Origin of the sequence: Luteolibacter yonseiensis (assembly GCF_016595465.1) — a bacterium.
GTDB classification, from domain to species: Bacteria; Verrucomicrobiota; Verrucomicrobiia; order Verrucomicrobiales; family Akkermansiaceae; genus Luteolibacter; species Luteolibacter yonseiensis.
This window is the reverse complement of the sequence record NZ_JAENIK010000012.1, coordinates 318,225-343,665: the sequence shown is the minus strand read 5'-3', so window position 1 is coordinate 343,665 and position 25,441 is coordinate 318,225. Positions and strand designations below refer to the sequence as shown.

Genomic DNA, 25,441 nt, shown 5'->3' with positions numbered 1-25,441 from the left:
CCCAAAATCCTCCTCGGACGCCTTCAGGATGATCTCGAAGCTGGCGCCATGCTCCCCGCCAGATCAATCTCATTGAGACTGAGAACACGGGCGTTTCCCCGGAATTTTCCCACTTCCAAATCCTTGCCCACCCCGCCCGACTGAATTACACCAGCCGCTCGCATGACTCACCTCGAAGTAATCGCCCGGGAAACCGGAATCTCTCTTTCCTCCGTCACCGCCACCTCCAAGCTCATCGCCGAGGGAGGCACCGTTCCTTTCATTTCCCGCTACCGGAAGGAGCAGACCGGATCGCTCGACGAGGTCCAGATCACCACCATCCGGGACCGCATGCTTCAGCTCGCCGAGCTTGATTCCCGCCGCACCGCAGTGCTGAAATCCCTTGAGGAACGGTCACTGCTCACACCCGAGCTGAAGAAAAAGCTGGAAGCCGCGCTCACGGTGAACGCCGTGGAGGACATCTTCGCCCCCTACCGCCCCAAGCGCCAGACCCGCGCTACCAAGGCCATCGAACGCGGTCTCACCCCGCTCGCCGATTTCATTTTCGAAAACCAGTCCGCCGATCCCGAGGAGGAGGCTGCCAAGTTCCTCAACCCGGAAATGGAAGTGCCGACCATCGTGGAAGCCCTTGCCGGTGCCCGCGACATCATCGCCGAGCGTGTGGCGGATGACGCCCCGCTGCGTGGCCGCGTCCGGAAGATCTACGAAGAAGACGCCACCGTTTCCTCCAAGATCATGTATGGAAAGGACGAGGAGGCGGACGCGCAGAAGTTCCGCGACTACTTCGAGTGGAGCGAGCCGTTCCACTCCATTCCGTCCCACCGCATGCTCGCCATCCGCCGGGGCGAAAAGGAAGGTTTCCTGCTCATGCGCGTGGAGGTCCCGCTTGACCGCGTCACCGGCACAGCCCTGCCGGATTGGGTGAAATCCACCGGCCCGGCCGGCAAGCACGTCGCCCAAGCCGTGGAGGACGGGTGCAAGCGCCTGCTCATGCCCTCCATGGAAACCGAGGCCCGTCTCCTTGCGAAAAAACGCGCCGACGAGACCGCCATCAGCGTCTTCGCTGACAACTTCCGCGAGCTCCTCCTTGCCTCGCCACTGGGAGAAAAACGTCTGCTCGCCATCGACCCCGGCTTCAGAACCGGCTGCAAGACCGTCGTGCTGGACCGCTCCGGCAAGCTCCTCCACCACACCGTGCTCCACGCCACCGCAGGATCGAACACCCAGCTCTACGATGCCGCCGTCGAGGTCACCACGCTCATCAAGAAGCACGACATCGAGGCGATCGCCATCGGCAACGGCACGGCCTCCCGCGAAACAGAAGCCTTCATCAAGAAACTCAAGCTCCCCTCCTCCATCCCCGTCGTGATGGTGAATGAGAGCGGTGCCTCGATCTACTCCGCCTCGGACGTCGCCCGGGAGGAATTCCCGAACGAAGACGTCACCGTGCGCGGAGCAGTCAGCATCGGCCGCCGCCTCATGGACCCGCTCGCCGAACTGGTGAAGATTGACGCGAAAGCCATCGGCGTCGGCCAATACCAGCACGATGTCGACCAACGCGCGCTCAAGGCCAGCCTCGACGACACCGTCGTCAGCGCGGTGAACTCCGTTGGTGTGGAGCTGAACACCGCCTCCAAGCAGCTTCTTTCCTACGTCTCGGGCCTGAACGCCTCGCTCGCGGAAAACATCGTCGCCTTCCGCAATGAGAACGGGGCCTTCACTTCCCGCGAGCAGTTAAAGAAGGTCCCGCGCCTCGGGGAAAAAGCCTTCGAGCAAGCCGCCGGGTTCCTCCGCGTCCGTGGAGGCAATCACCCGCTCGATTCTTCCGCCGTCCACCCCGAGCGTTACCCTCTCGTGGAAAAAATGGCCTCCGATGCCGGCTGCAAGGTCGAGGATTTGCTCGGCAACGAGGCCGCCCGCAAGAAGATCGATCTCCAAAAATATGTCGATGACCAGGTCGGCCTGCCGACGCTCAAGGACATCGTCGCCGAACTCGCCAAACCGGGCCGCGACCCGCGGAAACAATTCGAACTCTTCTCCTTCGTCGAAGGCGTCGAGAAGCCGTCCGACCTCCAGATCGGCATGAAGCTCCCCGGCATCGTCACGAACGTCACCGCCTTCGGCGCCTTTGTCGATGTCGGCGTCCACCAGGACGGCCTCGTCCACGTTTCCCAACTGGCGGACCACTTCATCCGCGATGCGTCGGAGGTCGTGAAGGTCGGCCAGAAGGTCCAGGTCACCGTCGTGGAGGTAGACCTCAAGCGCAACCGCATCGCCCTCTCCATGAAGTCCAAGGTGGACCTCGACAACCGCCGCAGCACTGGCGAGGACCGCGACGCCCGCCCGAACAACAACAGCGGCAACCGGGGACACCGTCCCCAGGGTGGAGGACGCAACCCTGACTTCCGCCCGAACTCCGCACCGAACAACGACTGGTTTTCGCAAGCGCTCAGCCAGGCAAAGAAGAAGTAATCTGGAAGCGGCGTCTCATCATCGCCCCCGCCAGCCATGGTGCGGGGTGATGACCGTCACGGCAGTGGAGGGTTCGTTCAAAAATGGTCACCGGTGGGCCGGCTGCGCGCCTGCTTCCAAGACACTCGATGTTCACCAGAAAACCATGCGCATCCCGGCGATGGCGGCAAATATCACGATCATCCATTCGAAGACAATCTGAGGCACGTGCCGCAGGATCCACTTCCCTCCGAGAATTCCCACCGCCACGGCAGGCAGGAGCTTGAGATTGTCCTGCAGGCTCTCCGGAGTGATCAGCGCCAATCGCGCGTTCAGGGGGACCTTGAGCAGATTGATGAGGAGGAAGAATCTCGCACCTATGCCGATAAGCTCCATTTTCGGAGTTTTCCGCGCCATCAGATAAAGCTGGATCACCGGACCGGCGGCATTGGCCAGCATTGTTGCGAACCCACCCAGCACACCGGCTGCGGTGCCGAAGCCAACGGATTCCGCCAATCGTTCGAATGCCACCGGTTGCCAGCGGCGGAACGCCTGCAGCAACACCATCGTCAGCACGCAGCTTCCAATCACACGGCGTGCGGTTGCCTCGGAAATCTCTCCCAGCAGCCACCATCCGACCGCGATGCCTACAAGCGACGGAAGCAGCAGTTTCCAAACAGGCTTCCACGATCCATGTTTGAGAAACGCGGGATACGCCATGAGATCCGCGGCGATCAAAAGAGGCAGAGTAAGACCCACGGATGCTTTCGAACCGTAGATGTCGGCCAGCAGGACGATCGACACCATCGAAATGCCGCTGAACCCGGCCTTCGAAAGGCCGATGCACAGTGCCGCCAGCATCGCGAGCGCAAGGACACCAGGATCAGACAACATCTCCCCATGAAACATCGCGAATTTCCCCGGTCCGACAAGAAAATTGCCGGAAACCGGAAGAACTCGCCTCTCCGTTATTCCTTCTCGTCACTGCCGTAGGATCCATAAGATCCATAGCCATAACGGTAGGCGTTGCCATACTTGCTGGTTGCGTAGTTTCCGTAGGAGTAGTTCTGGCCGATCAAGCGCCGCTTCTCGGAGAAACCATTGAAAACAACGCCACTGGGCAGGTTATGATCGTGGTCCAACAAGGAAACCACCCTTCGCACCGCCGCCTTGGGAACATAGTCGCCACGCACCACCAGACAGAAGTTGTCCGCCAGCGGAGCGACGATACGGGTATCCGGAACCGCGAGCAGGGGAGCCGAATCAAGCACCACCAGATCGAAGTATTTCAAGGCTGTCTGGAGGAACTCCTCCAAAATGGAACTGTTGAGCAACTCGCCCGGATTTGGAGCGGTTTTACCAGCAAGCATCATGTAAAGATTTTCGGCTCCCGTCTCCGAGAACACGGCTTCCTCGAACTTCGCCTGGCCTGAAAGCACATCCGTGACCCCCTTGGTATGGCTGTCGCGTTTGAGCCCGAAGACCTTGTGAACCGCAGGCTTCCGCAGGTCGAGGTCGACCAACAATGTCCGCTTTCCCTGTTGCGCCGAGGCGAGGGCGAAGTTGCTGGAAACCATGGTCTTGCCTTCACCTGGAAGCGCGCTGGAGAACAGGCTGATGCGCCTCTTTTTCTCATCACCCAACAAGGATACCGACGCACGCAGGACGCGGAACATCTCAGCATAGGTGGTGGAGGTGAGGCCGTCGCGGAACAAGAGGAGAGGATGCCACAGCTTCCGCGCCTCATGGCCATCCGCCGTGTCAGGCTTGCGTTTGATGCTGGCGAGAACCTTGGTGATGTTGATTTCCGAAACAGCCGCCAGCACCGGCAGCCCCGTCTCACGCTCGACTTGGGCAACCGTGTGGACCTTGTTATCCAAACGGACGAAAAACATCGCGATCAACGTGCCCATCGCAAGACCACCGACCGAACCCAGCGCCAGGATTTTCGATGGAATCGGGGAGATGGGTCCACCGGGCAACGAGGCAAGGCTGCTGATATCCATCTCGGATTCGACGCCCTGCCTGTTGATGTCCGACTCCTGGATGCGTGTGAGAACGCTGTTGAAAACGCTGTTCTGGCTCTCAATTTCACGTTCGAGAACCGTGCCGCGCGCCAGCAGGAGCCTGCGGGCCGTCAGTAATTTCGCGGACTCATCCCCGGCAGCGTCCTGCCACTCCTTGTCGTGAGTGTTCCAGTATTCGCGATCGGCGGTCGAGTTGCGCGCGGAATCGAACTCGGCGAGGAAACGGGTTTTATGCGCGTTCAGTTCGGCATCCGCAGCCACCATCCGGGGATGTTTGGGCAGATAGCGCCGGGCCAGTTCGGCATTGTTCAATTCCTTTCCTTCCAGTTCCTTCAACGTGACAAGCGCACGCTGGTAGTTGGCGAGAGCGTTTTGGGCGGTCTGCAACCTGACCCGTGCGGACTCCGACTCGTCGGTAAGAATCTGCATCGAGGAACTTCCCTTGTCGCTCCGGGCTCCCGTGAGTTCCGCCTGATACTCCATGGCAATGGCGTCAGCGACCACCTTGGCAACCTGCGGGCGTTGATGGGTGACGGATATATCCAACAACCGGGTGCCCTTGCGGATTGAAATATTGGTCCACGATGAAATCGCGCCAGCAAGCGCCTCGGTGGTGGGAACGGTCTCGGTCTGGGAGTTTCCAGATGCTCCATCCTTCATCCAACCCGACGCCCATGCGGGAAGCCAATCCACCTTTTTCGGAATCAATCCGGGCATGGAAAGAATCTCGGGACGGGAGGCGACCTTTTGCATCAGCTCCGGTCTCCGGATCCGTTCCGCCACCGTGTTCATCGCCTCCAAGGAACGGAGGTCCATCTCATCCTCCTGACCACTGGATATGACGGCGGTGGTCTGCTGCTTGATCAACAGGGTCGAACGGGTCTGGTATATCTTGGGAGCCTTTGAAATATAATAGTAGCTTCCAAGAACGCCCAAAATGAGTCCCAGAGCAATCCAATGCCATCGCCCAATGAGGTCCTGCGCCAGTTGTTTCAGCTTTTCCTGACCGGCCTGACGCTCGAAGCCACCTCCTTCCATATCGTCGTCTTCGAAATCATCCATTTCAAGCGATTGGCGGCGGGAACGGTGTGAGGGAGGCATGAGTCAATAAGATGGGAAACGGGGGTTCAGAAAATACGCTCGGCCACGGTGACGACATCATCAGGCTGTAACAGGAACGGCTGGTCGCCACGCTGCGAAATCGCTTTGAAATCCAGCAGGATCACCTTGCCACTGCGATTGATCGTGACCTTTTTGGGATTCGCAAGATCCGTGAGGCCGCCGGCTTGGGCAATCGCCTTCACCAGGTCCAGACGGCCGCTCACCGGAAAGGCCAGAGGGCCGGGACGTCCCACTTGTCCCATGACGGTGACGGTTTTTCCAACGAAGGCACTTTGGTTGACGATGATACGATCACCGGAAGCAAGCCGGATCCGCCCTGTGGGTCCTTCGATCGAGCTCAGACTGAAGGTGCTGATCACCCCACCGGACGCACGCTGCAACTGGAGGTTGTTCGGGTCTGCGTTTTCCGTCAGTCCGCCTGCTGTCGCCATGGCGGAAGCAATATCGAGATTTCCCGACACCGGCATCGGTATCTGGCCCGGCACCTTCACGGCTCCGATCACCGAGACGAATTCCGTCGCATATTCGTCGACTGTCAGGGTGAGTTTGGGGTCGACGAGATAATCCTTGGCGTATAGGGCGCGGATCTTGGCAGCGGCCGCTGCCACGGTGAGGCCCCCGACATCCACCGAACCAATCAAGGGAAACGATGCCTGGCCTGTCTTGAGAATCTTGACCTGAAGCGAGAGGTCGGGCTCTTCATAAACCGCCAACCTGATCGTATCGTTGGGACGTAGCGTGTAGGTCGCTTCGTCAGCATGTGAGACAAGCGGGAACAGGGACACTGCTATAAAAGCAATAGACCATATGAAGCGGGTGAGACCCAATTGGATGGAACTGAAAATCATGATCGGGGGTGGTGAATTTTAAAAAATCGGATGCAATGCGTTCTACACCAACAGAAAATAACAACGGGGGGAGAGATACTTCCAGACAAGATGGCTTGCCAGCTTAAAAAAGGGGAGATTTCGTGAGAATCACATCCCAACGCGGTTGATCACAAACGGCCGAAGTCCGGCCCGGTCATGCGCTGACAATTCCGGAGTAAGCCATTCTTGTGCCGCGCATGGAAAAAACGCCGATTGATGAGACAATGGTCAGAAACTACGGGAGAGCCTTACCCCCACCTGAACGGCATCCCAAGTGTCCGCAAGGTTGCTGGATTGCTCGGAATAACGAAGGAACAGTTCCGCCGCGGTTGTTTCGGCAAAGATCAGCATCCCGATCTTTCCGTCCACACTGTAGTAATCGCGATCTTCTCCTTCCGATGTTGTTGTAACCTCGTCGGGAAGCTCCGCGCGATTTGCCGAGTATGAAACGCCCAATCCCAGTTCGGCACGTCGGATCTTGCGGGTGTAGCCGAGTCGCAGGGACGTGACTTCCGTGAAAGCTCCGGCATTCGAGGGGTCCGCCTCGGTATCCTGAACGATCGCCAGACTCATATCCCAGAGTTTCGACGCCTTATACTTCAATCCGAGGGCGGCGGCGAAGGAAGGATCACCCGATTTGCCATCATAGCTGGTGAAATCCACTCCCATTTGCGAATCCAAGGACACTTTCGTGCTCAGCTTGTAGTCCACCTTGATGGTCGGTCCGATGGTATTGCGGTCGACTTGTGAACTGCCCGAGCGGAAGGTATATCGCAAGCCCGGGCCCCATTCGGTAAGTGGGGAATATCTCCATAGTGCGGAAACTCCCAAGTCGAGCGCTTCCGTATCACCAAACTCATCTCCAATGGTGGTCGAATAGCTCTGGTTGATTTTCCCCTCCACCGTGGTTTTCGAGCTCAGCTTGTATCTCGTGGTCAAGCCAATCCCGTAATCAACCTCTTCGACGACCGCCGAATTGTAATTGCGGTTGCTTCCCTCATCGTAGCTCACCTTCGCATCCAGAGAGGCGCTGATTCTGCCACCCTCATACTGGACCACCGCTCCCGCACTTTGGTCGTAACCGCTGGAATCTGTCTGTTCGACGTATTGCCTGAGATATCCACGATAATTGGCCCCAAAAGTCCAGTCTGTCGACTTGGAGAGGTATTTCACGTTTCCACCGAGACCGAGAATGAAGTCATCCCGTTCGGATTCGCCAGGCGCAGCCGCCCGTTGATCGATATTGGAATCATACATCGCCGACAGCGAGGCAGTCAGTTTCACACCATCCAACAGGGTTCCACCCAAGCCATCATGCAGTCCCGATCCATTGCCAATGGTATCTGGAGATCCGGCAAAACCGGAAACGATCGAGGATTCTGCCTGTGTCCACATCGGGGACAACGCCATAACGAATAGCGACGAGCCAACCGCTTTGCTATTGGAAATGAAAAACTTGGACTTGTTCATGAGTGGGTAGTGCCGGAATTGTAAATACCTGACCATCTGCGACATACGATTTCCAATATGCCAGCGCAGTAACAATGAAGCCGCTTCAGGATGAACCGGAAGCGGCTTCAAGTAAACCTAATTATCGATCAAGCGCGGCGACGGCGGCTCGACACGAACGCAAGCCCGGCAAGTCCTGCGAGCAAGGCGGAGGATGGCTCCGGCACAACGCTGAGATTATCGATCAGCATTTCGTTGTCACCGCCACCTGCTTCGGTGCTGGTCCAGTCAAATCCAAAGCTGGTGATCGTCAGAACGGGATCCAAGTCCACGGTTTGATTACGAGCGAAGAGATTGGTTCCGTCATTGAGAACAAGATCCACGGCGGTCTGATAGCCGTGCTTGGAGAACGCCAGATCCAACGAGTAAGTTCCGAGTTCCTCAACTTCAAGGAAGAAAGATCCTCCAAGCGCACCGTTCACATAGTAGGACATCGACCACTCAGCGGTTGGATTCACAGTTGGATCGACTTCCAGGGGAGTGAACACCACCGAGAAGATGTTGGCCGCTCCGCTGTAAACCGAATAAGCGAACGTGTCACGAAGAGCGACATAATTCGCATCGGGATCAGGATCACCCACCACGAAGGTGCTGTCTGTGAAAGAGAAGTCGAACTTGGTGGTGGTCCGGCCCAGCTCTTCGCCATAGGAATGATTCAAACCGACAGTGGTTTGATCAGAAAGGTCCAAAGTACCACCGATCGCGATGGCGGTCGTGGTGCCTGTACCGTTGTTCCAAGCGACAGTGTGACTGAGGAAGGTTGTCGAAGAAGTGGAGGACCAACCATCTTGCCCGGCGATTTCCACGGACGGGGTAGATGTAAGGGTATTGAAATCACTACGGTACACCGCAGCGTTGGCGCTTGCGATCAAGGCAAGCAGGAGTGGGGAAAATTTGAGTAATTTCATAGCAAGGGGATATTTGAATTGGCAACAAAGCAACACCAAGGAATCAAGTCGTGCTCGTGGCAGGCTTTTCCTCCGTGGTGACCGTGGTCCCTTGGGAAATCTTATCTTCCTTATTTGGTGGCTTGGGACGACCAGCTTGGGCTGGGGTGGCAAGCGCCACAATGAACGTGACGGCAGCGAAAAACGCGACTGTTTTGAGGAATGGAGAAGTCATAACGTTGTTATTGGAGTTATTTCTTAACGGTTTGTCAACACTAAAATCTGTTAGGACCGAAATCAATCGAAGCCAACAGACAACTGGCAGGGCGGAGCAAATGCCATGCCAAAACAGACTACGAGTCAAGATCAATCCGTGAAATCATTCACAGGCATCTGTTTCGCTGCCTCCGCCGGAGATTTTGTAAGCATTTCCAAAAAGTCTGATGTGGTAAAATAAGCCAAATTCCACACAAACCTGAACTTTATCCGCCGGATCGCGAAAAATTTGCAGTCACGAGTGATCGCCTACGGAGGAACCAAGCCTTCCAAATTTGGCTTTCCCTTCGCGAAAATACGGATTTTTTCATGTGTCCGCCATTCCGACCACGGGGTACCCGGGTGGAGTTTGTCCAAGTTCCTGGCCCGTTCGAGCGCTTCCGCCCAGAGAACCCGGGTGCGGTTCGGATCCCGGGCGCGGTTCGGATCGATTCCAGACCAAGCCTCCGCCTGGATCAGCGGCGCATTCACCCAACTGGGGTCGAGAGCCCGTTCCAGAGCGAAGCAGCGATCGATGAATGCCTCTTTTTCAGTAAGGCCCAACCCGATCATTCCCTGCATGTTGAGAATCTTGCGGTCCATCGGAGCCACCTTGCGGGCATCCTCAAGGACCAGCAGCGCGCGTTCCAATAGATCATCTTCGAATGCCGGTTGATAGTCCTGTCCGGCGGAATGGGCGGCCTTTAGCAATACAAGATCCTTGGCATGCAGTTCAGCCGCTTCTTTTTTCGCAAGCGCCGCCCGGGTGTGGCTGGGCGGAGGACCACCCAACCATTCCGCCCTCGCCAGCAACAAGGCGACTCCTGCGATCACGACCGCAGCTCCGCGGAACCCCCAACGGCGCATCGGTGATTCAGCGAACCTTTTGGAATCGGGAACATGCAATGCCAGCGTGAATAGGAAGGCGGAACTCCATGCAAGAGGAATGCGATGGCCCGGGACGTCCAAAAAGCCATGCAAGGGAACCAGCAACGCAGCGACAAGACACGCGGCCCGCAGCGAACGATCCCTGCCTCCGAGCACTCCTGCCAACGCCCTCCAGGAAGCCAACACCACCAGTGCGGACAAGGCGAGCGTCGCCGGTATTCCTGTCTCCGCGGCCATCCACAGCCAGTCGCTCTCGGGATGAAGTGCCTGAGCATGATTTTCCACCGCCGTTCTCTTCCGATACTGCGGGAAAACCTTGTCGAATTGGCCAGCCCCCACTCCGGTCCACTTGAAGTCACGGATCAGGTCGAACGTATCAAGTGTGGTGAGAATCCGAAAATCCATTTTCGACCCCGATTGATCCGACTCCTTGCCTTCCACCGAATCCGGCTTATCCATTGACAACGAAATGGTTCCGCCTTTTCCAACCGTCTGTGCGAGACGTTGTTTGACAGCGGAATCCGCGATAAAAAAGAAACCGACCGCCGCCAGGGCGAGGAGACCCAGCAACCGCATCCCATGCTTCCCCATGTATTTTTTCCCCAACATGGAAACCCAGGCCAGACTCCCGATAACCGCCAGCAGGACGCCGCCGCGGCTGATCGACCATCCCGCGACGGCCCAAAAGCAGACACCGCATGCGACCAACGCCACCCCCATCCCGGCATAACGCTTGTCCCGCAAGGCCTGCATGAGACATCCGAGACCACAGACACAGCCCATGGCCAGATAGGTCGCCGTGTGATTGCGATTCGGGAAAAAGCCAAACACCTCGTCCGGATTTCCGCCGTTGTATCTGATTTTGGACAGGATGGCATAAACCGCCACTCCGCAGGTGAACGACAGGGTCAGAACCCGGAGTTGTTTCGCCGAGGCCCGGTGACCCGCCAGCCACAGACCGGTCAGCAGGGTGATGCCAAACAAAAGAAGAGTCTCCGCCGCATGACGTGACTGGATCACCACGTGCTTGCCGGAATCCAGACCGAGGCTCTCCAATTTTCCACGCCACCCGGGGGAGGTGAACCAGGAGGCGGGCAGGAACGCCGCCATTCCTCCGAGAATGAATAGTCCGCCGCACACCCACCAAATCCGGGGCAGGCTGACCACCGGAGGAAACAGGAACATCAATACCGCAGCCCCACCCAACAGCACTGCATGGTAGCCTGCCCATGGTCCTCCGACCATGATCGTCCCGAACAACAGCAGAAGCCAGAACCCGCCGAAGAGGTATGGACTGGATTCCACCGGGGTCGAGACCGGGGTTGAGGAATGGCCGGCCGCCTCTCTCTTGGTTCCTCTTTTTTCCCGGGACTCGCTCATCGCCTGATCAAAATGAAAAACCACGTATTGTCAACATACTCCGTTGTCCACCCCCCATCAGTTCCCGATCTCCCTGAGGGAGAAACGCAGTCTCTCCAGCAACTCCCTCGTTTCAGGGCTGATGCGGTTGATCCAGAGCCGCACATTCTCATCGTCCGCCATGCTTGAAACCGTGGCCTTGGTGACCCGGTGAAGGTCCAGAAAGCGATGCGCCTCATCAGGTGTCGCGAGATGGAAAAGGCCCGCATAGAACCATGGCTTGGGATCATCCAGAGGTTCGCGCCGGTCGCACATGGCACGGGCGGCCTCGCAGGAAATTTCCAACCGGGGATCCCGGGTGTCCGCCAGATGGTTGATCCATGCCTCGGCCTGGTCGTTCAGATTGTTATGAACGATCCACGACCGATTGATCCGTTTCGCCCACTCGACAGGACTCATGTGGCCGTGGTGTCTCATCGGCGCTTACTCGTGCTTGAGCCAGTCTCCGTCCCTCAGGCGCTGGGATTCGTCGGTGATTCCCAACCATTCCCACACCCACGCGTCGATCGGCCGGCTGTCGCGCCCGATGACAACAGTCCGGGACCGGCGGTATTCGCTCCCCTCGATTTCTCCCGCGGACAACCCTTCAAAAACATCCAAGGCGGCGAGTTGCTCCGGACCAACCGAGTAAACCTCCCCCTGGATCTCGTCCCCCGCCCCATCCAGCACCAGTCCCGGATACCAATCGATCCGGTACATGCGTCCGGTGATGGTCCCGGAGGCGATGAACTCCGCGCCGGCCATTCGGAAATGGTTGGATCCCCCCCGGCGCAGGGTGCCGTAAACGAAAACGAGCTGCGGATCCGACATGTGGCGTGATCTTGTTACTTGTCCGGCCGGTAGGCAATCTCGTTGTCGAGCACCTGCCGCAGATCATCGAGACCGGTCTCCGCATCCGCGGAAATGGGGATGATGTCCACCTTGGGAAACCGGGACCGGAAAACCTCCAGATTTTCCGCCGCACCTTCCAGATCCATCTTGTTCGCGATGATCTTCCACGGGAACCGCGCGAGCTCGTCGTCATACTCCTTGATCTCGCGGCGGAGGATTTCCAGATCCGAAACCGGGTCACGCCCTTCGCTGCCCGCCATGTCGATGACAAAAAGCAGGACGCGGCAGCGCGTGATGTGGCGCAGGAACTCGTGACCCAGGCCACGATTCTCGTGCGCTCCCTCGATCAGCCCGGGAATATCCGCAACCGTGCAGCGGCGGAAACCGGGAAATTCAACCACACCGACGACTGGCTGGAGAGTGGTGAACGGGTAGGAGGCGACCTTTGGCTTGGCGTGGGAAAGCTTGCCGAGAAGCGTGGATTTCCCCGCATTCGGGAAACCGACCAGACCCGCATCGGCGATGCGGCGGAGTTCAAGGTAGAAAACGGATTGGTCTCCGGGAGTGCCCAAGGTGTGCTCGACAGGGGTCCGGTTCGTGGCGGTCTTGAAATTCCAGTTTCCCTGACCCGGTTCCCCCCCCTTGCAAAGGAGGAACTCTTGGCCGATCTCGGTCAGATCCGCGATCGGCTCCAGATCGATGCCTTCGTCGCTGCGCTCGAAATCGACGGCTTCCTGGATCGTCACCGCGTTGCTGCGGTAAACCACGGTACCGGGAGGAACCTTGCCGATCACGCGCTTGCCGCTTTTCCCTGTTTTCCTTCCGCCCGCGCCGTTTTTTCCGTCTTCGGCGACCAGCTTGGGATCATAATGATACGCGCGGAGATTGTCCACCGAGTTGTCGACGACCAGCACGATGTCTCCACCCATGCCGCCGTCACCACCATCCGGCCCGCCGCGCGGGACAAATTTCTCACGGCGCCATGAGACGACGCCGTTTCCGCCGTCTCCGGCCTTCGCGAAAATGCGGATGTGATCAATGAACATGGGAGCACCCTTGCCAGCACCGGGCACGCTGGTCAACGGGAATGGTGTCCGGCCCGTATTTTACCCGGCTCCGGAATACGGGGACGGACCTTCCGAGCCCCTCGGATGCCTCGTCCGGCATCGATTCCATGAGTTTTAATGGTCCCGGGGTCCGGGAATGACGGATGGCTCTTGGGCGAAGTCCGCCGGTTTGATCAAAGGATGATCCAAAAACGCCCGTCTTCATGAATCGAATGAATGCGAAATCACCTTAGATTGCCGGGACCGGCCTAACAAGTGCTGGTCATTCAACCGGACATCGCCCTGTGAATGGTCCTGGTTTTTGTTGGATTGGTTGCTGAAAAAAGCCCGGCGGACTCGTCATCCGCCGGGCCATTTCGGAGTGAGCGATGAGCATCCGGCGCGCCCGATTCCGTATGGCTTTTCTTACGGTTCCTCGATTCCGCCTTCGATGACCTCGTCATCCCCCACCGGAAGCGCGCGTATGGCGGAGGGTTGTTCCGGCAGTTCCGTGACCTTCGGTCCATCAAGCAGGTCTTCCGGCTCATCCATCGGCTCCACCGCTTTCGGCTCTTCCACGGGAAGGGCCTTGAGGGGAGTGGTCGCAGGTTGTGCGGGCAACGTGACGCCTTCCGGAGCGTCAGGATTTTCCGGGTCGATGGCGGAAGCGCCTTCACCTGTCTCCGTGGTTTCCTCCACGACGATCAGGGCCTTTTTCGGCGGAGCGATGATGTCCTTGATGTCGTCCTTGATGCCTTCGAAAAACTCCTTCACCATCGGCGCCGCCATGCGTCCGCCCGAGACGACCTCACCAGGGCGTCCTTCGTAAAGAACCGCGAAGGAATAACGCGGATTGTCCGCCGGGAGGAAACCGGCGAACCATGCCAGACGTTGGTCAAGCGAAGGCTTCCATTGGGCGGTCCCGGTTTTCCCGCAAAGGGTGGTGTAGCTGAGGGCGGCGCTCCGACCGGTGCCGCCGGGGCCATTGACGACATCGCTCATGCCCTGGCGGACGATTTCCATGGCTTTCGAGTCCGCACCGATATAATCCTTCCGCTCGGGCAGGGATGCTTGGATCACCCGCCCGCGGGCGTCCTGCGTTTGGCGGATGAGCTGGAGCTTGGGCAGGATTTCACCATTCCCGATTCCGGCCATGGCCTGGGCGACCTGCAGCGGCGATGCGAGAAGACTGCCTTGGCCGATGGCGAGGTTGGCTGTATCGCCGTCCAAGATGCGGCGTTTTTCGTTCTTCAGCATCCACGCATCATCCGGCACAAGGCCGGGAGTCTCGCCGATGAGCGGAAGCCCGGTCCTCTGGCCCATGCCGAGCCGGCGGGAAAGGCCCAGGAAAGGAGTGGGCCCCACATCGATGCCCACCTGATAGAACCAGGTGTTGCAGGACCGGGCGAGCGCGCGCTTCACATTGATCGAGCCTTCCGGTGTTTTGGACCAGTTTTTCATCTCCGTCCGTCCGATGAAGAGGGATGCCGGACTGTAAATGGTGGTATCCTCGTTGATGGTGCCGTTGTTCAGCGCCGCGATCGCGACGATCGGCTTGAAGGACGACGCCGGCGGGTAGGCGGACTGGAACGCACGGCCGAAAAGCGGTTGGGCCGGATCGTTCTCGAGCACCTTGAAATCCTCGTCATTGATCCGCGGGATGAAATTGTTTAGGTTGAACGACGGTCGGGAAGCCATCACCAGCACCTCGCCGGTGATCACATCGAGAACGACGAAGGCACCGCGGCGGCATCCTTCCCGCAGTGTTTTTTCCGCGAGTTTCTGCCACTTCAGGTCCAGCGTGGTGACGACCGTGCCGCCGGGCCTGGGGCGCTTGACCTGTTCTTCCAGCAATTTGTTACCGTTCTCGTCGAAAAGCAGGCGCTTCATCCCCGGCTCACCGGTCAGCTGGGCATCGTAGAGTTTCTCCAGCCCGGCCCGCCCTTCCGTCTCCTCCCAGAGAGGTTCGTTGAAATTGATGGGGCCCGTGGGCAGTTTTCCAACGCCACCCGAATAGCCGATGATGTGGGACGCCAGCTCACCTTCCGGATAGAAACGAACGTAGATCGGTTGCAGGATGAGGCCCGCGCTGAGTTTCCCCTCGATCTTCCGCGCCTCCTTGTCATCGATCTGGCCGCTGACCATCAGTGGCAGCCAACGGCGGTTGACGTAGTGGTCGTAGATTTCATCGTCGGACTTCACTGTCGCGGTCTTGACCAACGGTTGGAGTGAATCCAGACGGGTCCGGGCCCAGTTGACGACGAAGTCCCGGTCCGCATTCTCAAACTGCTTGAACTGGAGCGCGACCTGATAAGCCACGCGGTTCTGGGCGATGGGAGCACCTTCCCGATCCACGATCTGCCCGCGTGGTGCGGGGATTTTCAAGGTAATGGTCCGGGCGTCCTTGCGCGTCATGATCGCACCGTCCGACGCGGAGCGGGTGGCGGGCGGTTCCAGCGGAACGGAATTCGCAGCGACCTCGGAAAGACGTGGTTCTTGGGCGCAGACCGGCAATGCCGCGAGACACGAGATCAGGGAGAGCCGGCGAAGGGACTTCGTTTTCACCATGGGGATCAGGGAGACTAATGGCGATTTTGCGGCAAGGCAACGCTCAATCCCAGCCCGCCTCCTCCCAATCCGCCGGAGATTTCCCGATGCTGTTCACGATCTCGGTGGGAACGAAAATGAACTCGTCCTGCCGTTTCTGTGATGGATCCATGCGGAAAACGACCGTCTTCCGCTCGCTCCGGGCGGAGGACCGCACGGTGAGGTCCACGGAAATTTCCAGCGCCCCATCCTCGCGCGGTTTCACGACAAGCAGGCCGGGAATCTGATAAACCGCCCGGGTTGGCCCCGTGGAGCCCTTCACCCTCTTGAAATCCTCCCTCTTCCCGAGATGGGCCGCGGGATACCACTCATCCCGTTTGGTTTTCGAGGTTCTCGTCCGAATGCGGTGGACGATGATGGATTCCTGTTCGCCGATTTTTCCCGTCGCTTCCAACCGCCAGTTGAAAGGCCCGTCGAAGGTCGTCACTGCGGCGGAAACGATCATCGCGCTCACGGCATAACTACCGCCTTCCGTGCCTTGGGGGTTCACCTGCATGCGGATGTCCGCACCGTTCACCCGCACGGCGGAGGAACTGGCCGTGTAGGTGTGTTTTTTCGCGCTCAGCGTCACGCAACCGCTGAGACACGGAATGCAGGCGAGGAAAACCACGGCACTTGTCGCCGCCCTTGAGCCGTGCATGATTGCGCCGATGAGCGATTGGAATTTCATGTCACTGCTGATAATGATCGGGCTTTTCCTGCTTTGGAAGCTGGAACTTGCCGCGACCCTGTTGAACCTCAAGGCATTCCCTTCCGAGGTTCCGAAAGTGCTCGAGGGGCTGATGGATCAGGAGAAACTCGACCAAGCGCGCAACTACCTGCGGGTGAACGCGCGTTTCAACATCTTGCAATCCACCGTCTCACTCGCGGTGTTGCTTGCGTTCTGGACGTTGGGCGGCTTTGCCTGGCTGGACACACTGGCGAGGTCTTTCACCAGTTCGACGGTGGTGGCCGGGCTGATTTTCCTCACGCTGCTGATGCTCGGCCAGAGCCTCACCTCGCTGCCTTTCGAAATCTATGACACCTTCGTCATCGAGCAGAAATTCGGGTTCAACCGCTCGACCCCCGCCACTTTCATCATGGATCGCCTGAAAGGACTGCTTCTGGGTGCGATCATCGGCCTGCCTCTTGCCGCCGCGGTGCTCTGGATCTTCGGAAACGTGGCGCACGCCTGGTTGTGGGCATGGGCATTCGTGACGGTGTTTCAACTCATCCTCACCTACCTGGCCCCAACCTACATCATGCCGCTCTTCAACAAATTCACCCCCATGCCGGAGGGTGAGTTGAAGCAGGAAATCGAAGAACTCGGCGTGAAATGCGGGTTCCCCCTCAGCGGCGTGTTCATCATGGACGGCTCCAAACGCTCGACCAAGGCCAACGCCTTCTTCACCGGCCTCGGAAAACAAAAGAAAATCGCGCTTTTCGACACCCTGGTGGACAAGAGCAGCAAGCCGGAACTGCTGGGAGTGCTCGCCCACGAGATCGGCCACTTCCGCTGCGGCCACATCAAACAGCGCCTCGCGGTCGGCATCATCCAGATGGCCGTCATCTTCTTCCTGCTCGGTCTCGCCACCGATCCCGGCGGAAAATTCTCCCGTCTTCTCTTCGACGCGTTCGGAGTGAAGGAGATCTCCCCCCATGTCGGCCTCGTGCTTTTCAGCATCCTCCTGGAACCCGTCAGCAAGCTCCTCGGCGTCCTCGCCAACGCTTGGTCCCGCAAGCACGAATTCGAAGCCGACGCCTACGCCGCCAAGGTCACCGGCGACAAAATCTCCCTCGGCGAAGCCCTCAAGAAAATGACCGCCGACCACCTTTCCCACCCCTCCCCCGCCCCGCTCCGTGTTTGGCTCGACTACTCACATCCCCCGCTGGCGCGGAGGCTGGAGGCGTTGGCTGGGAAGTAACTAGCATTCAATTGTGATTTGGAACAACAAATGATGTCCCCCCAAGATCTCATTAAGCAGATGGGGATCAATCTCCACAAATCACATTTGAAACCGCTCAATTTCAGTAAATCTGGCAGTAGTTGGATTCGAGGGAATACGTGGTTGAACGTGATCAATCTCCAACTTTCTCAGTGGAATTCAGCCGAAGAAGCAAAGTTCACGATCAATTTGGGCATTTCAATTCCGGAACTTCATTCTGCTTTGGAAAGCTTACCGTTCAAAGGATCCGTGAAAGAATATGACTGCGACATCCGCTTGAGAATCGGGCGATTGTTACCAAAACAAACTGACTTTTGGTGGGCGGTGACCATGGGCACCCAACCTGCCGAACTCACCAAGGAGGTGTTTGCTTATATCGAACAGTATGCGTTGCCATGGTTTGATCGCCTGACAGATTACAATTCTCTCGCCGCAGAATTCATGGAAGAAAAGTCCCCATTCAAGGCTGCGCTCGCTTTCAATCTTGCCGGGGATTCGTCTTCGGCGGAGAGAGCTCTGACCGAGGCACTGAAGACTTCCAATATACACTCTCTGCCAAAACTGAAACGGATCGCGACGAAACAAGGGATACAAATAATACAGTAGCATCACTCGAACGAACGTGAGGACTACCTCACATTCCCATCCTTGATGATCAGCGTCCGGTCCCCGACCTTCGCCAGTTCCTGGTCATGCGTCACGACCACCAGCGTGACATGGTGTTCCTCCGCGAGATCCATCAGGATGGACATGATTTCCGCGCTGTTTTTTGAATCGAGGTTTCCGGTCGGTTCGTCGGCGAAGAGGACTTTCGGCTCGTTCACGATGGCGCGGGCGATGGCGACGCGTTGTTGCTCTCCGCCGGAGAGTTCGGCGGGGAGGTGGTCCATTCGGTCGCGCAGGCCGACGCGTTCCAAGGCTTTGAGCGCGAGTTCGGTGCTGTCCTTGCCGGAGATGGCTCCGGGGACGGCGACGTTTTCCAGCGCGGTGAGTTCCGGCAGGAGGTGGTAGTTCTGGAAAATGTAGCCGATGCGCTGGTTGCGGAACTGCGCCTGTTCGCGGCGGCCGAGTTTGTAGAGGTCCGTGCCATCGATGTGGACGCTGCCTTGCTCCGGGTGCTCCAGGCCGGCGAGGGTGTAGAGCAGCGTGGTCTTCCCCGCACCGCTGGGTCCGCAAAGGAAAACCTTCTCGCCCTTGTGGATCCGGAGGTCGATCCCGTGCAGCACCTCGATGGACTTGCGTCCGATGCGGTAGCTGCGGTGCAGGTCGCGGGTTTCGATCATCACGTCGTTCATGCCGCAGCTTTGGCCATCATCCGGGGCCGCGCAAGCGTGGGGATGCGATCTGGACAAATTTGCTCTTGTATTAAAATTGCATTTAATTTGAATTGTCCCCGCGTGGCAGTATTCCGCTCATTACGATGGTTCCAGGCCTTCACGGCGGTTGTCGTGGCGCTGCAGCTCATCGTCGCGCAGGCGATGGCGGCGAACCCCTCGCTGCATGACCACTGCCACGGGCACTCTCACGAACCGGACCACACCTGTCTGGTCACCCTCATCCAGTGCGGCGGCTACGATTGCAGCCTGCCGGACATCGTGCCGGTGACCATCTCCACGGCGACGCCGGACGTTCCGGTCTCCCTGCCATTGTCTGGGGAAATCGTGCCGAGCCATCTGCTCACCAGCGTGATCGCTGACGCACCGCCACGGGGGCCGTAGCTTGGGTGGAAACCATCGGTTTTCGTCATCCTAACCGCTCCCGAAATTAGAAACTGACTTATCCGTCCCTGGCGCTGCCCGGAGTTCGCGCTTCAGCGTGCTCTTCCTAATGGCGGTCCGGCGTTGTGAAAAGCGGAGATGGTCTTTCGGACAGCGGCCAGGGGCTTGTGAAATAGCAAGCTGAAGCTTGGACTCCGGACAGCCCTCCGTTGACCCGCAAATCGGAAGATCATTCCCGACGAAGCCCGGCCGCGGAGCGCCTTGCTCCAGCTCCCTTTCCGCCTCACTCCGGTCCCACCTTTTCCCCAGTGGCCCGCATCCGGCGGAAACCGATCCCAGCAGAAACAGCACACACGATGCCTTGGCGGCGCGTGTTGTCGTGCCGTCATTTTCCCGCGCCGCCGCCATTCATTCACATTCATGAAACCATTTTCACGTTCCCTCATCTCATGGCTCGGTCTCCTGGCCGCCGCCGTCCAGTCCACCACCGCCCAGGAAACTTCCGAAGCCGTCGCGCTCGATGCGGTGGTCGTCACCGCGAACCGATCGGACCTGACACTTTTCCAACAGGTCCAGCCCACCAACCTGCTCATCGGGAAAGACCTGCAATACAAGCTCCAGCCGACGCTCGGCGAAACGCTGGACCGCGAGCCCGGCGTCAGCTCCACCTCCTTCGGCCCGGGTGCCAGCCGCCCCGTCGTTCGTGGACTGGGAGACGACCGCGTGCGCATCCTGCAGAACGGCACCTCGGTGCTGGACGTCTCCAACGTCAGCCCGGACCATGCCGTGGCGGTGGACCCGCTGACCATCCGTTCCGTGGAAGTCGTGCGGGGGCCGGCCACCCTGCTCTACGGGCCGAACACCATCGGCGGCGTCGTCAATGTCATTGATGACCGCATCCCGCAGGAACGTTTTTCCGGGACCTATCCATCCGGAAAATTCGCCACGAGCGTGGGTTCCGCCGACGATCTGTTCTCCCAATCCGGCGCGATCACCTGGGGCAGCGGTCCGCTGGTTTTCCACCTGGATGGGTTCAACCGGGAAACCGACGACATCGAGATCCCCGGCTACGCCCGTTCCGCCGCCCTCCGCAAGGCGGATCCCCTGCCCGCCGGTGAGGAGGAGGCCCATGGCACCCTGCCGAACAGCGCCACCCATTCCAAGGGCGCGGGCCTCGGCGGTTCCTACATCTGGGACAGTGGTTTCCTCGGTTTCTCCTATTCCGGCGTGGATTCCACCTACGGGACCGTCGCCGAACCGGATGTCACCATCGGTCTGAGCCAGCGCCGCTGGGACATGCGCGGCGCGGTTTACACCCCCGCCCCATGGATCAAGGAAATCAATTTCAAGCTCGGCTACTCGGATTATGACCACACCGAGTTCGAGGGCAGCGAGGTGGGGACGAAGTTCCTGATCGAGGGCTATGATGGCCGGATCGAACTGCTGCACGAAAAGATCGGCGTATTGGAAGGCGCGTTTGGTTTCGAATCGCAATACAACGAATTCTCGGCGCTCGGAGAGGAGGCCTTCCTGCCACAGGTGGACAATTCGGTGAATTCCGTGTTTGTCTTCGAGGAAATCCCGGTGGACCAGCTCCGCTTTCAATTCGGCGCACGCTATGACCACCAGAGCAGCGAAACGAAGGCGGACGCCAGCTTCGGCCCCGGCCTGAGCCGGGATTTCGACGGATTCAGCACCTCCGGCGGCATTGTCTGGCAGCCGGTGGAAGACTATGCCGTCGCACTCTCCCTCGCCTACACCCAGCGGCCGCCGACCTATGTGGAGCTCTTCGCGGACGGTCCGCACGTCGCCACCGGCACTTTTGAAGTGGGCGATGCCGATCTGGACACCGAGGACTCCCTCTCCCTCGATCTATCCGTGAGAAAACGCTCCGGCCGCGTGACAGGCAGCGTCAGCGGCTTCTACTACCGCTTCACGGACTTCGTCAGCGCGCAACCCACCGGCGGTGTGGACCCTGACGAGGGTCTGCCGATTTATGCCTACCAGGCCCTGCCCGCGGATTTCTGGGGCGGTGAGGTCGAGACGACCTTCCACCTGCTGGAACCCGTCACCGCACCGCCGGTCGCGGACGCCAAAGGCGGAGTGCTGGAGCCCGCCACCGTTTCCGCCCACCGGCTGGACCTCATCCTGCGTGCGGACTATGTGAATGCCGAGAACCGGGATACCGGGGAACCCATCCCGCGCATCCCTCCTTTCCGCACCAGTCTCGCCCTTGACTATGGAAACGGTCCGTTTTCCGCGCGCCTCGAAGGCCAGTACGCCGCGTCCCAACATCGCCACGCGGACTACGAACTGCCCACGGACAGCTATTTCCTCGTCAATGCGGGGGTCGGCTACAACGTGAAATTCGGCGACGTGCGGACCAATTTCTACGTGAAGGGCGTGAACCTGACCGACGAGGAAGCCCGCCAGAGCACCTCCTTCCTCAAGGACATCGCCCCCATCGCGGGCCGCGGAGTCGTCGCGGGGATCACCGCGGAGTTCTGAAGCATGGGAAAACGCCCGATGGACCGGGCACATAGATTCGCCCGGTCCATCTTTCCCATTGCAAACCCAGCCAACCTTTGTTCCCTTATCCCCGTCATGGCCAATCCGACAAACGTGCTCTCCAGCGGAATCGAAATCATCGGTTCCATCCGCTTCTCCAACGACATGATCATCGACGGAAAGATCGATGGCGAAATCTCCTCGGACAAAGGCCGTGTCACCATCGGTGAGAACGCCATCATCAAGGGCGACGTGACCGCCGGAGAGGTCAAGGTTTACGGCAAGGTCGAAGGCAAGATCACCTCCCAACGCTGCGAACTCAAGGACAAGTCCCGCATCAACGGCGACATCAAGTCCAAGGTCTTCTCGATGGAGGAAGGTGCCCAGCTTTCCGGCCGCACCGATATCGGAGGCTGATTTCCCTGCTTCATATCCATTTTCAAAGCCCCGCAGTGATGCGGGGCTTTTTTTATGACATGGTGATGAAAGAATGAATCGCCCGAACCTGCGCGGGAAAACCAAGGATGACGCGCCCCCCGAGGCAACGCTGAATACAGGGTTCCGGAATGCCGCTTTCCAATCCGTCGCTGCCGCCGGCCGGCATGCACCCAATCGATCCGGGTCTCCGTCCCCGGCGGCTCCGCCGCTTGGAAAGAAGCTCAGGAGCCCCCTGAGAATAATTATCAAGATTTTGATTGTGAGAGCTCCACGGAAAGAAGATACACAAAAGCCAGCCTATAAACCCAACTCATAAACATGGCATGCAACCGTCCCCTCGGACCGTATTTAAGTCGTGAAAAACACGGCAAAACCCCACGATACCCCGCACTCTTAGGGATTCTCCTGACGGCTCTCCCCCTCCAGGCGTTCCCTCCCGCTCCGTTCCATACCATCTATGGTGACGTGCGGGACGACCAGGGCGCCCTCATCCCCGCTGACGGGGCTGCGGTGGTGATGTCCCAAGGCGGAGTTCAGAAAATGCGGGAACAGCTTACCGCCGGAAATGGCGCGGACTTCAATTACCAGCTCCGCATGCGCATCGACATGGGGCGGAACCTGACCTCCAGCTACAGTTCCCTGGTCGTTTCCACCGCATCCGCCTACACCCTGTCCGTCGATATCGGCGGCGTCAGCTACCAACCTCTCGAAATCACGGCGGGAACGCCCACGGTGGGAGGACCTGCTTCTCGGATCCGTCTGGACCTCACCCTCGGAGTGGATTCCGACGGCGATGGTCTGCCCGACGCTTGGGAGGAATCCCAGCTATACCAGGCCGGGTATCTTCCAGGGCCGGATGGCTGGGATCTCTCGCTGCTGGATCGCAACGGAGACCTCGACAAGGACGGATTGAGCAACGCCACGGAATACATCGCCGGGACCTACGCGGGCGACGCGAATTCGACGATCAGCCTGGCGATCAAGGAAAAGGCCGGTGAGGACGTGAGGCTGGAAACCTATGCCATCTACGGAAAGTCCTACACCATCGAATCCTCCATGGATCTCAAGACATGGACCGCGACATCGTTCTCCACCACCAATCCCGCGACCGATGCCTCGGCGTCGTTCAAGAGCGCTCTCGTTTCGACGACCACCGGGATCACCAGCCTCTACGTCAAGGCGGCGGCAACCAACACCTATTATCGCCTCAGAATCCGATGAAATTCCTCACCAGGGTGATCCCCTTCCTCCTGCTGCTCACCGGCAGCGCCCATTCGCAATGGGTCACGAAATCCTACTCCCTCGCCTCCGGTTGGAACGGTGTCTGGCTCGCGGGTGACGCTTCATACGTGACAGTATCGGAACTGTTCGCCAGCAATCCCGCCGTTACTGAAATCTGGCGCTGGAATCCGAATCCGGACGGTACCCAGTTCACCCAGACCCCTTCCGAACCCACCACCAACAGCGACGAGTGGACCATCTGGAAACGCGACGGCAGCGAAACGGGTCTCTCTCGGATGGTCGGAAACTCCGCCTACCTGTTCCGTTGTTCCAGTGCGGTATCCGTTCCCATCAAACAACTCGTACAGCCCCCTCTGGCGACGTGGCTCATCTCCGGCGGGAATTTCCTCGGCTTCCCTTCCGGGACCACCAGCGCGCCGAAGATGAGCAACTACTTCGCGTCCTACCCTTCCGCCAACACCACGGTGCTCTCGACACCGTCCAAGATCTACAAATACATCGGCGGCGAACTCAGCACGTCCAATCCCATGCAGGTTGCACCGGGAAGCGAGACCATGGATCCGAACAAGGCCTACTGGTTCAATGTCGCCACCATCGGGAACTTCACCGCCCCCGTGGAGTATGAGGTCGCCAGTTCGGCAGGCCTCGCGTTCGGCCGCACGGTGTCGACGACCAGCGTCGGCATCACCAACCGCTCGACGAGCGCGCTGACGCTGACATTCACTCTCGGCGCATCCGAGACAGCTCCGACAAACCAGACCCCCATCGCCGGCGCCGTGCCGCTCACCGTGCGGACTTACGTGAGTTCCTCGAACTCCTACACCGAGTCCGACATGGGAACCAGCTACACGGTGAACGTGCCGGCCTCCGGTCGTGCCACAGTGGACTTCGGGATCAACCGTTCCTCCATGACGGGCACCCCGGATTCCTTCTACGCCTCCATCCTTCGCATCAGGGATTCGGCTAACCTTTCCGACGTCAGCCTTCCCGTCAGCGCGCAACCCGCTTCGCCAGCCGGCCTGTGGGTGGTGAATACGAGCGTGAACAAGGTGTCCCCGACGGCGAATGGGGGCGGCTCCTCGACCTCCCAACCGTTCCCCCTTCTTTTCCTCACCCACATGGATTCCTCCGGAACCTGTCGCTTGCTGACGCAGGCCTACGTGGGGAGGCTCGCCAGCGCGGGAAATCCCGTGGGGATCAGCACCAACGAGGGGAAGATTCTGGGTTATGCGGAGTCGGACCTGAAGCCGGTGCGCTACTTCGCCTGCCAGATGCCGACATCCATCACCTCTCTCACCGGAACCGGATCTTTCACGACCGGCGGCTCGGTTTCATGGACGATTCCCATCGCCCACAACGAGCCGACGAACCCCTTCGTCCACACCTATCACCCGGACCATGACAACAGGGACCCCAAGGGCGGCGCTCTCGCGGCGGGACAGGAAAGCTACAACATCAACCGCACCTGCACCTTCACCTTCACGGACAGCCCTCCGGACGGCCGTTACGTGGCCGGCTGGGGAAACACCGTGCTCGGTGGAACCTATGAGGAATCCATCACCGGCCTGCACAGGAAAACCCTGCGGGTGGGCGGCACCTTCGAGATGCGGCGCGTCTCGGAAGTCGCGACCATCGATCTGACAACTCCCTGAATCCATTCCTTTTCATCCTCCATTTCAAAAACCAGAAAACCCTTCAT

At 59.0% G+C, this 25,441-nt stretch carries 20 protein-coding genes; 8 read left to right on the top strand and 12 right to left on the bottom strand.

What is annotated here, in order from left to right:
- Positions 1 to 162: 162 nt before the first annotated feature.
- On the top strand, positions 163 to 2,472 hold the full coding sequence (locus tag JIN84_RS17135) for a Tex family protein (RefSeq protein WP_200352292.1): 2,310 nt from the start codon (positions 163 to 165) through the stop codon (positions 2,470 to 2,472).
- Positions 2,473 to 2,604: 132 nt separating this feature from the next.
- On the opposite strand, the gene JIN84_RS17130 is transcribed toward JIN84_RS17135, so the two are convergent.
- The 11 genes from JIN84_RS17130 to JIN84_RS17080 form a co-directional block, all read right to left on the bottom strand.
- The gene (locus JIN84_RS17130) at positions 2,605 to 3,345 is read right to left on the bottom strand and encodes a sulfite exporter TauE/SafE family protein (RefSeq protein WP_200352291.1); all 741 of its coding nucleotides are present in this window, start codon (positions 3,343 to 3,345) and stop codon (positions 2,605 to 2,607) included.
- A gap of 74 nt (positions 3,346 to 3,419) precedes the next feature.
- Positions 3,420 to 5,579, bottom strand: coding sequence for a polysaccharide biosynthesis tyrosine autokinase (locus JIN84_RS17125; protein ID WP_200352290.1), 2,160 nt, complete (start codon positions 5,577 to 5,579; stop codon positions 3,420 to 3,422).
- 26 nt (positions 5,580 to 5,605) lie between these two features.
- Entirely contained in the window at positions 5,606 to 6,448 is an 843-nt protein-coding gene (locus tag JIN84_RS17120; RefSeq protein WP_200352289.1) for a polysaccharide biosynthesis/export family protein, read from the bottom strand.
- A 249-nt stretch (positions 6,449 to 6,697) separates the two neighbouring features.
- Positions 6,698 to 8,050 carry a hypothetical protein gene (locus JIN84_RS17115; RefSeq protein ID WP_200352288.1) on the bottom strand — a complete coding sequence of 451 codons (1,353 nt, stop codon included), beginning with the start codon at positions 8,048 to 8,050 and terminating at the stop codon, positions 6,698 to 6,700.
- Positions 8,051 to 8,067: 17 nt separating this feature from the next.
- Entirely contained in the window at positions 8,068 to 8,886 is an 819-nt protein-coding gene (locus JIN84_RS17110) for a PEP-CTERM sorting domain-containing protein (protein WP_200352287.1), read from the bottom strand.
- Positions 8,887 to 9,390: 504 nt separating this feature from the next.
- A complete protein-coding gene (locus tag JIN84_RS17105) occupies positions 9,391 to 11,313 on the bottom strand; it encodes an O-antigen ligase family protein (RefSeq protein ID WP_200352286.1) in 1,923 nt (640 codons plus the stop codon).
- A gap of 132 nt (positions 11,314 to 11,445) precedes the next feature.
- Complete coding sequence (locus tag JIN84_RS17100; RefSeq protein WP_200352285.1) at positions 11,446 to 11,826, bottom strand: hypothetical protein; 381 nt, start codon at positions 11,824 to 11,826, stop codon at positions 11,446 to 11,448.
- 24 nt (positions 11,827 to 11,850) lie between these two features.
- Positions 11,851 to 12,237, bottom strand: a complete 387-nt coding sequence (locus JIN84_RS17095; protein WP_200352284.1) for a gamma-glutamylcyclotransferase family protein — start codon at positions 12,235 to 12,237, stop codon at positions 11,851 to 11,853.
- A 14-nt stretch (positions 12,238 to 12,251) separates the two neighbouring features.
- Positions 12,252 to 13,304 carry a GTPase ObgE gene (gene obgE, locus JIN84_RS17090; RefSeq protein WP_200352283.1) on the bottom strand — a complete coding sequence of 351 codons (1,053 nt, stop codon included), beginning with the start codon at positions 13,302 to 13,304 and terminating at the stop codon, positions 12,252 to 12,254.
- A gap of 426 nt (positions 13,305 to 13,730) precedes the next feature.
- The gene (locus JIN84_RS17085) at positions 13,731 to 15,872 is read right to left on the bottom strand and encodes a peptidoglycan D,D-transpeptidase FtsI family protein (protein WP_200352282.1); all 2,142 of its coding nucleotides are present in this window, start codon (positions 15,870 to 15,872) and stop codon (positions 13,731 to 13,733) included.
- 43 nt (positions 15,873 to 15,915) lie between these two features.
- Positions 15,916 to 16,581, bottom strand: a complete 666-nt coding sequence (locus tag JIN84_RS17080) for a hypothetical protein (RefSeq protein WP_200352281.1) — start codon at positions 16,579 to 16,581, stop codon at positions 15,916 to 15,918.
- Between JIN84_RS17080 and JIN84_RS17075 the strand changes: the two genes are divergently transcribed.
- Both JIN84_RS17075 and JIN84_RS17070 read left to right on the top strand, forming a co-directional pair.
- Positions 16,580 to 17,815, top strand: coding sequence for a M48 family metallopeptidase (locus JIN84_RS17075; protein WP_200352280.1), 1,236 nt, complete (start codon positions 16,580 to 16,582; stop codon positions 17,813 to 17,815). The two genes, JIN84_RS17080 and JIN84_RS17075, sit on opposite strands and share 2 nt — an antisense overlap.
- 87 nt (positions 17,816 to 17,902) lie before the next feature.
- Positions 17,903 to 18,442, top strand: coding sequence for a DUF4304 domain-containing protein (locus JIN84_RS17070; RefSeq protein WP_200352279.1), 540 nt, complete (start codon positions 17,903 to 17,905; stop codon positions 18,440 to 18,442).
- A gap of 23 nt (positions 18,443 to 18,465) precedes the next feature.
- Here JIN84_RS17070 and JIN84_RS17065 read toward each other — a convergent pair whose 3' ends face one another.
- The gene (locus tag JIN84_RS17065) at positions 18,466 to 19,131 is read right to left on the bottom strand and encodes an ABC transporter ATP-binding protein (RefSeq protein WP_234043551.1); all 666 of its coding nucleotides are present in this window, start codon (positions 19,129 to 19,131) and stop codon (positions 18,466 to 18,468) included.
- Positions 19,132 to 19,233: 102 nt separating this feature from the next.
- Here JIN84_RS17065 and JIN84_RS17060 point away from each other — a divergent pair, with 102 nt between their 5' ends.
- The 5 genes from JIN84_RS17060 (at position 19,234) to JIN84_RS17040 (ending at position 25,394) form a co-directional block, all read left to right on the top strand.
- Positions 19,234 to 19,554 (top strand): hypothetical protein, encoded by a 321-nt coding sequence (locus JIN84_RS17060; protein WP_200352278.1) that lies wholly within the window; start codon positions 19,234 to 19,236, stop codon positions 19,552 to 19,554.
- A gap of 420 nt (positions 19,555 to 19,974) precedes the next feature.
- Positions 19,975 to 22,062, top strand: coding sequence for a TonB-dependent receptor (locus tag JIN84_RS17055; protein ID WP_200352277.1), 2,088 nt, complete (start codon positions 19,975 to 19,977; stop codon positions 22,060 to 22,062).
- Between the two features lie 96 nt (positions 22,063 to 22,158).
- Entirely contained in the window at positions 22,159 to 22,479 is a 321-nt protein-coding gene (locus tag JIN84_RS17050; RefSeq protein WP_200352276.1) for a bactofilin family protein, read from the top strand.
- Between the two features lie 339 nt (positions 22,480 to 22,818).
- Positions 22,819 to 23,721 (top strand): hypothetical protein, encoded by a 903-nt coding sequence (locus JIN84_RS17045; protein WP_200352275.1) that lies wholly within the window; start codon positions 22,819 to 22,821, stop codon positions 23,719 to 23,721.
- The gene (locus JIN84_RS17040) at positions 23,718 to 25,394 is read left to right on the top strand and encodes a hypothetical protein (RefSeq protein ID WP_200352274.1); all 1,677 of its coding nucleotides are present in this window, start codon (positions 23,718 to 23,720) and stop codon (positions 25,392 to 25,394) included. The genes JIN84_RS17045 and JIN84_RS17040 overlap by 4 nt, the downstream gene beginning before the upstream one ends.
- Positions 25,395 to 25,441: the final 47 nt, after the last annotated feature.

Bases quoted from the DNA above. Each gene is read 5' to 3' on its own strand.
- JIN84_RS17085 (WP_200352282.1), bottom strand. From the start codon at position 15,872: ATGGTGAAAACGAAGTCCCTTCGCCGGCTCTCCCTGATCTCGTGTCTC.
- obgE (WP_200352283.1), bottom strand. From the start codon at position 13,304: ATGTTCATTGATCACATCCGCATTTTCGCGAAGGCCGGAGACGGCGGA.
- JIN84_RS17065 (WP_234043551.1), bottom strand. From the start codon at position 19,131: ATGAACGACGTGATGATCGAAACCCGCGACCTGCACCGCAGCTACCGC.
- JIN84_RS17135 (WP_200352292.1), top strand. From the start codon at position 163: ATGACTCACCTCGAAGTAATCGCCCGGGAAACCGGAATCTCTCTTTCC.
- JIN84_RS17110 (WP_200352287.1), bottom strand. From the start codon at position 8,886: ATGAAATTACTCAAATTTTCCCCACTCCTGCTTGCCTTGATCGCAAGC.
- JIN84_RS17055 (WP_200352277.1), top strand. From the start codon at position 19,975: ATGAAACCATTTTCACGTTCCCTCATCTCATGGCTCGGTCTCCTGGCC.
- JIN84_RS17100 (WP_200352285.1), bottom strand. From the start codon at position 11,826: ATGAGTCCTGTCGAGTGGGCGAAACGGATCAATCGGTCGTGGATCGTT.
- JIN84_RS17120 (WP_200352289.1), bottom strand. From the start codon at position 6,448: ATGATTTTCAGTTCCATCCAATTGGGTCTCACCCGCTTCATATGGTCT.
- JIN84_RS17050 (WP_200352276.1), top strand. From the start codon at position 22,159: ATGGCCAATCCGACAAACGTGCTCTCCAGCGGAATCGAAATCATCGGT.
- JIN84_RS17040 (WP_200352274.1), top strand. From the start codon at position 23,718: ATGAAATTCCTCACCAGGGTGATCCCCTTCCTCCTGCTGCTCACCGGC.
- JIN84_RS17045 (WP_200352275.1), top strand. From the start codon at position 22,819: ATGGCATGCAACCGTCCCCTCGGACCGTATTTAAGTCGTGAAAAACAC.
- JIN84_RS17125 (WP_200352290.1), bottom strand. From the start codon at position 5,579: ATGCCTCCCTCACACCGTTCCCGCCGCCAATCGCTTGAAATGGATGAT.
- JIN84_RS17075 (WP_200352280.1), top strand. From the start codon at position 16,580: ATGTCACTGCTGATAATGATCGGGCTTTTCCTGCTTTGGAAGCTGGAA.
- JIN84_RS17130 (WP_200352291.1), bottom strand. From the start codon at position 3,345: ATGTTGTCTGATCCTGGTGTCCTTGCGCTCGCGATGCTGGCGGCACTG.
- JIN84_RS17080 (WP_200352281.1), bottom strand. From the start codon at position 16,581: ATGAAATTCCAATCGCTCATCGGCGCAATCATGCACGGCTCAAGGGCG.
- JIN84_RS17095 (WP_200352284.1), bottom strand. From the start codon at position 12,237: ATGTCGGATCCGCAGCTCGTTTTCGTTTACGGCACCCTGCGCCGGGGG.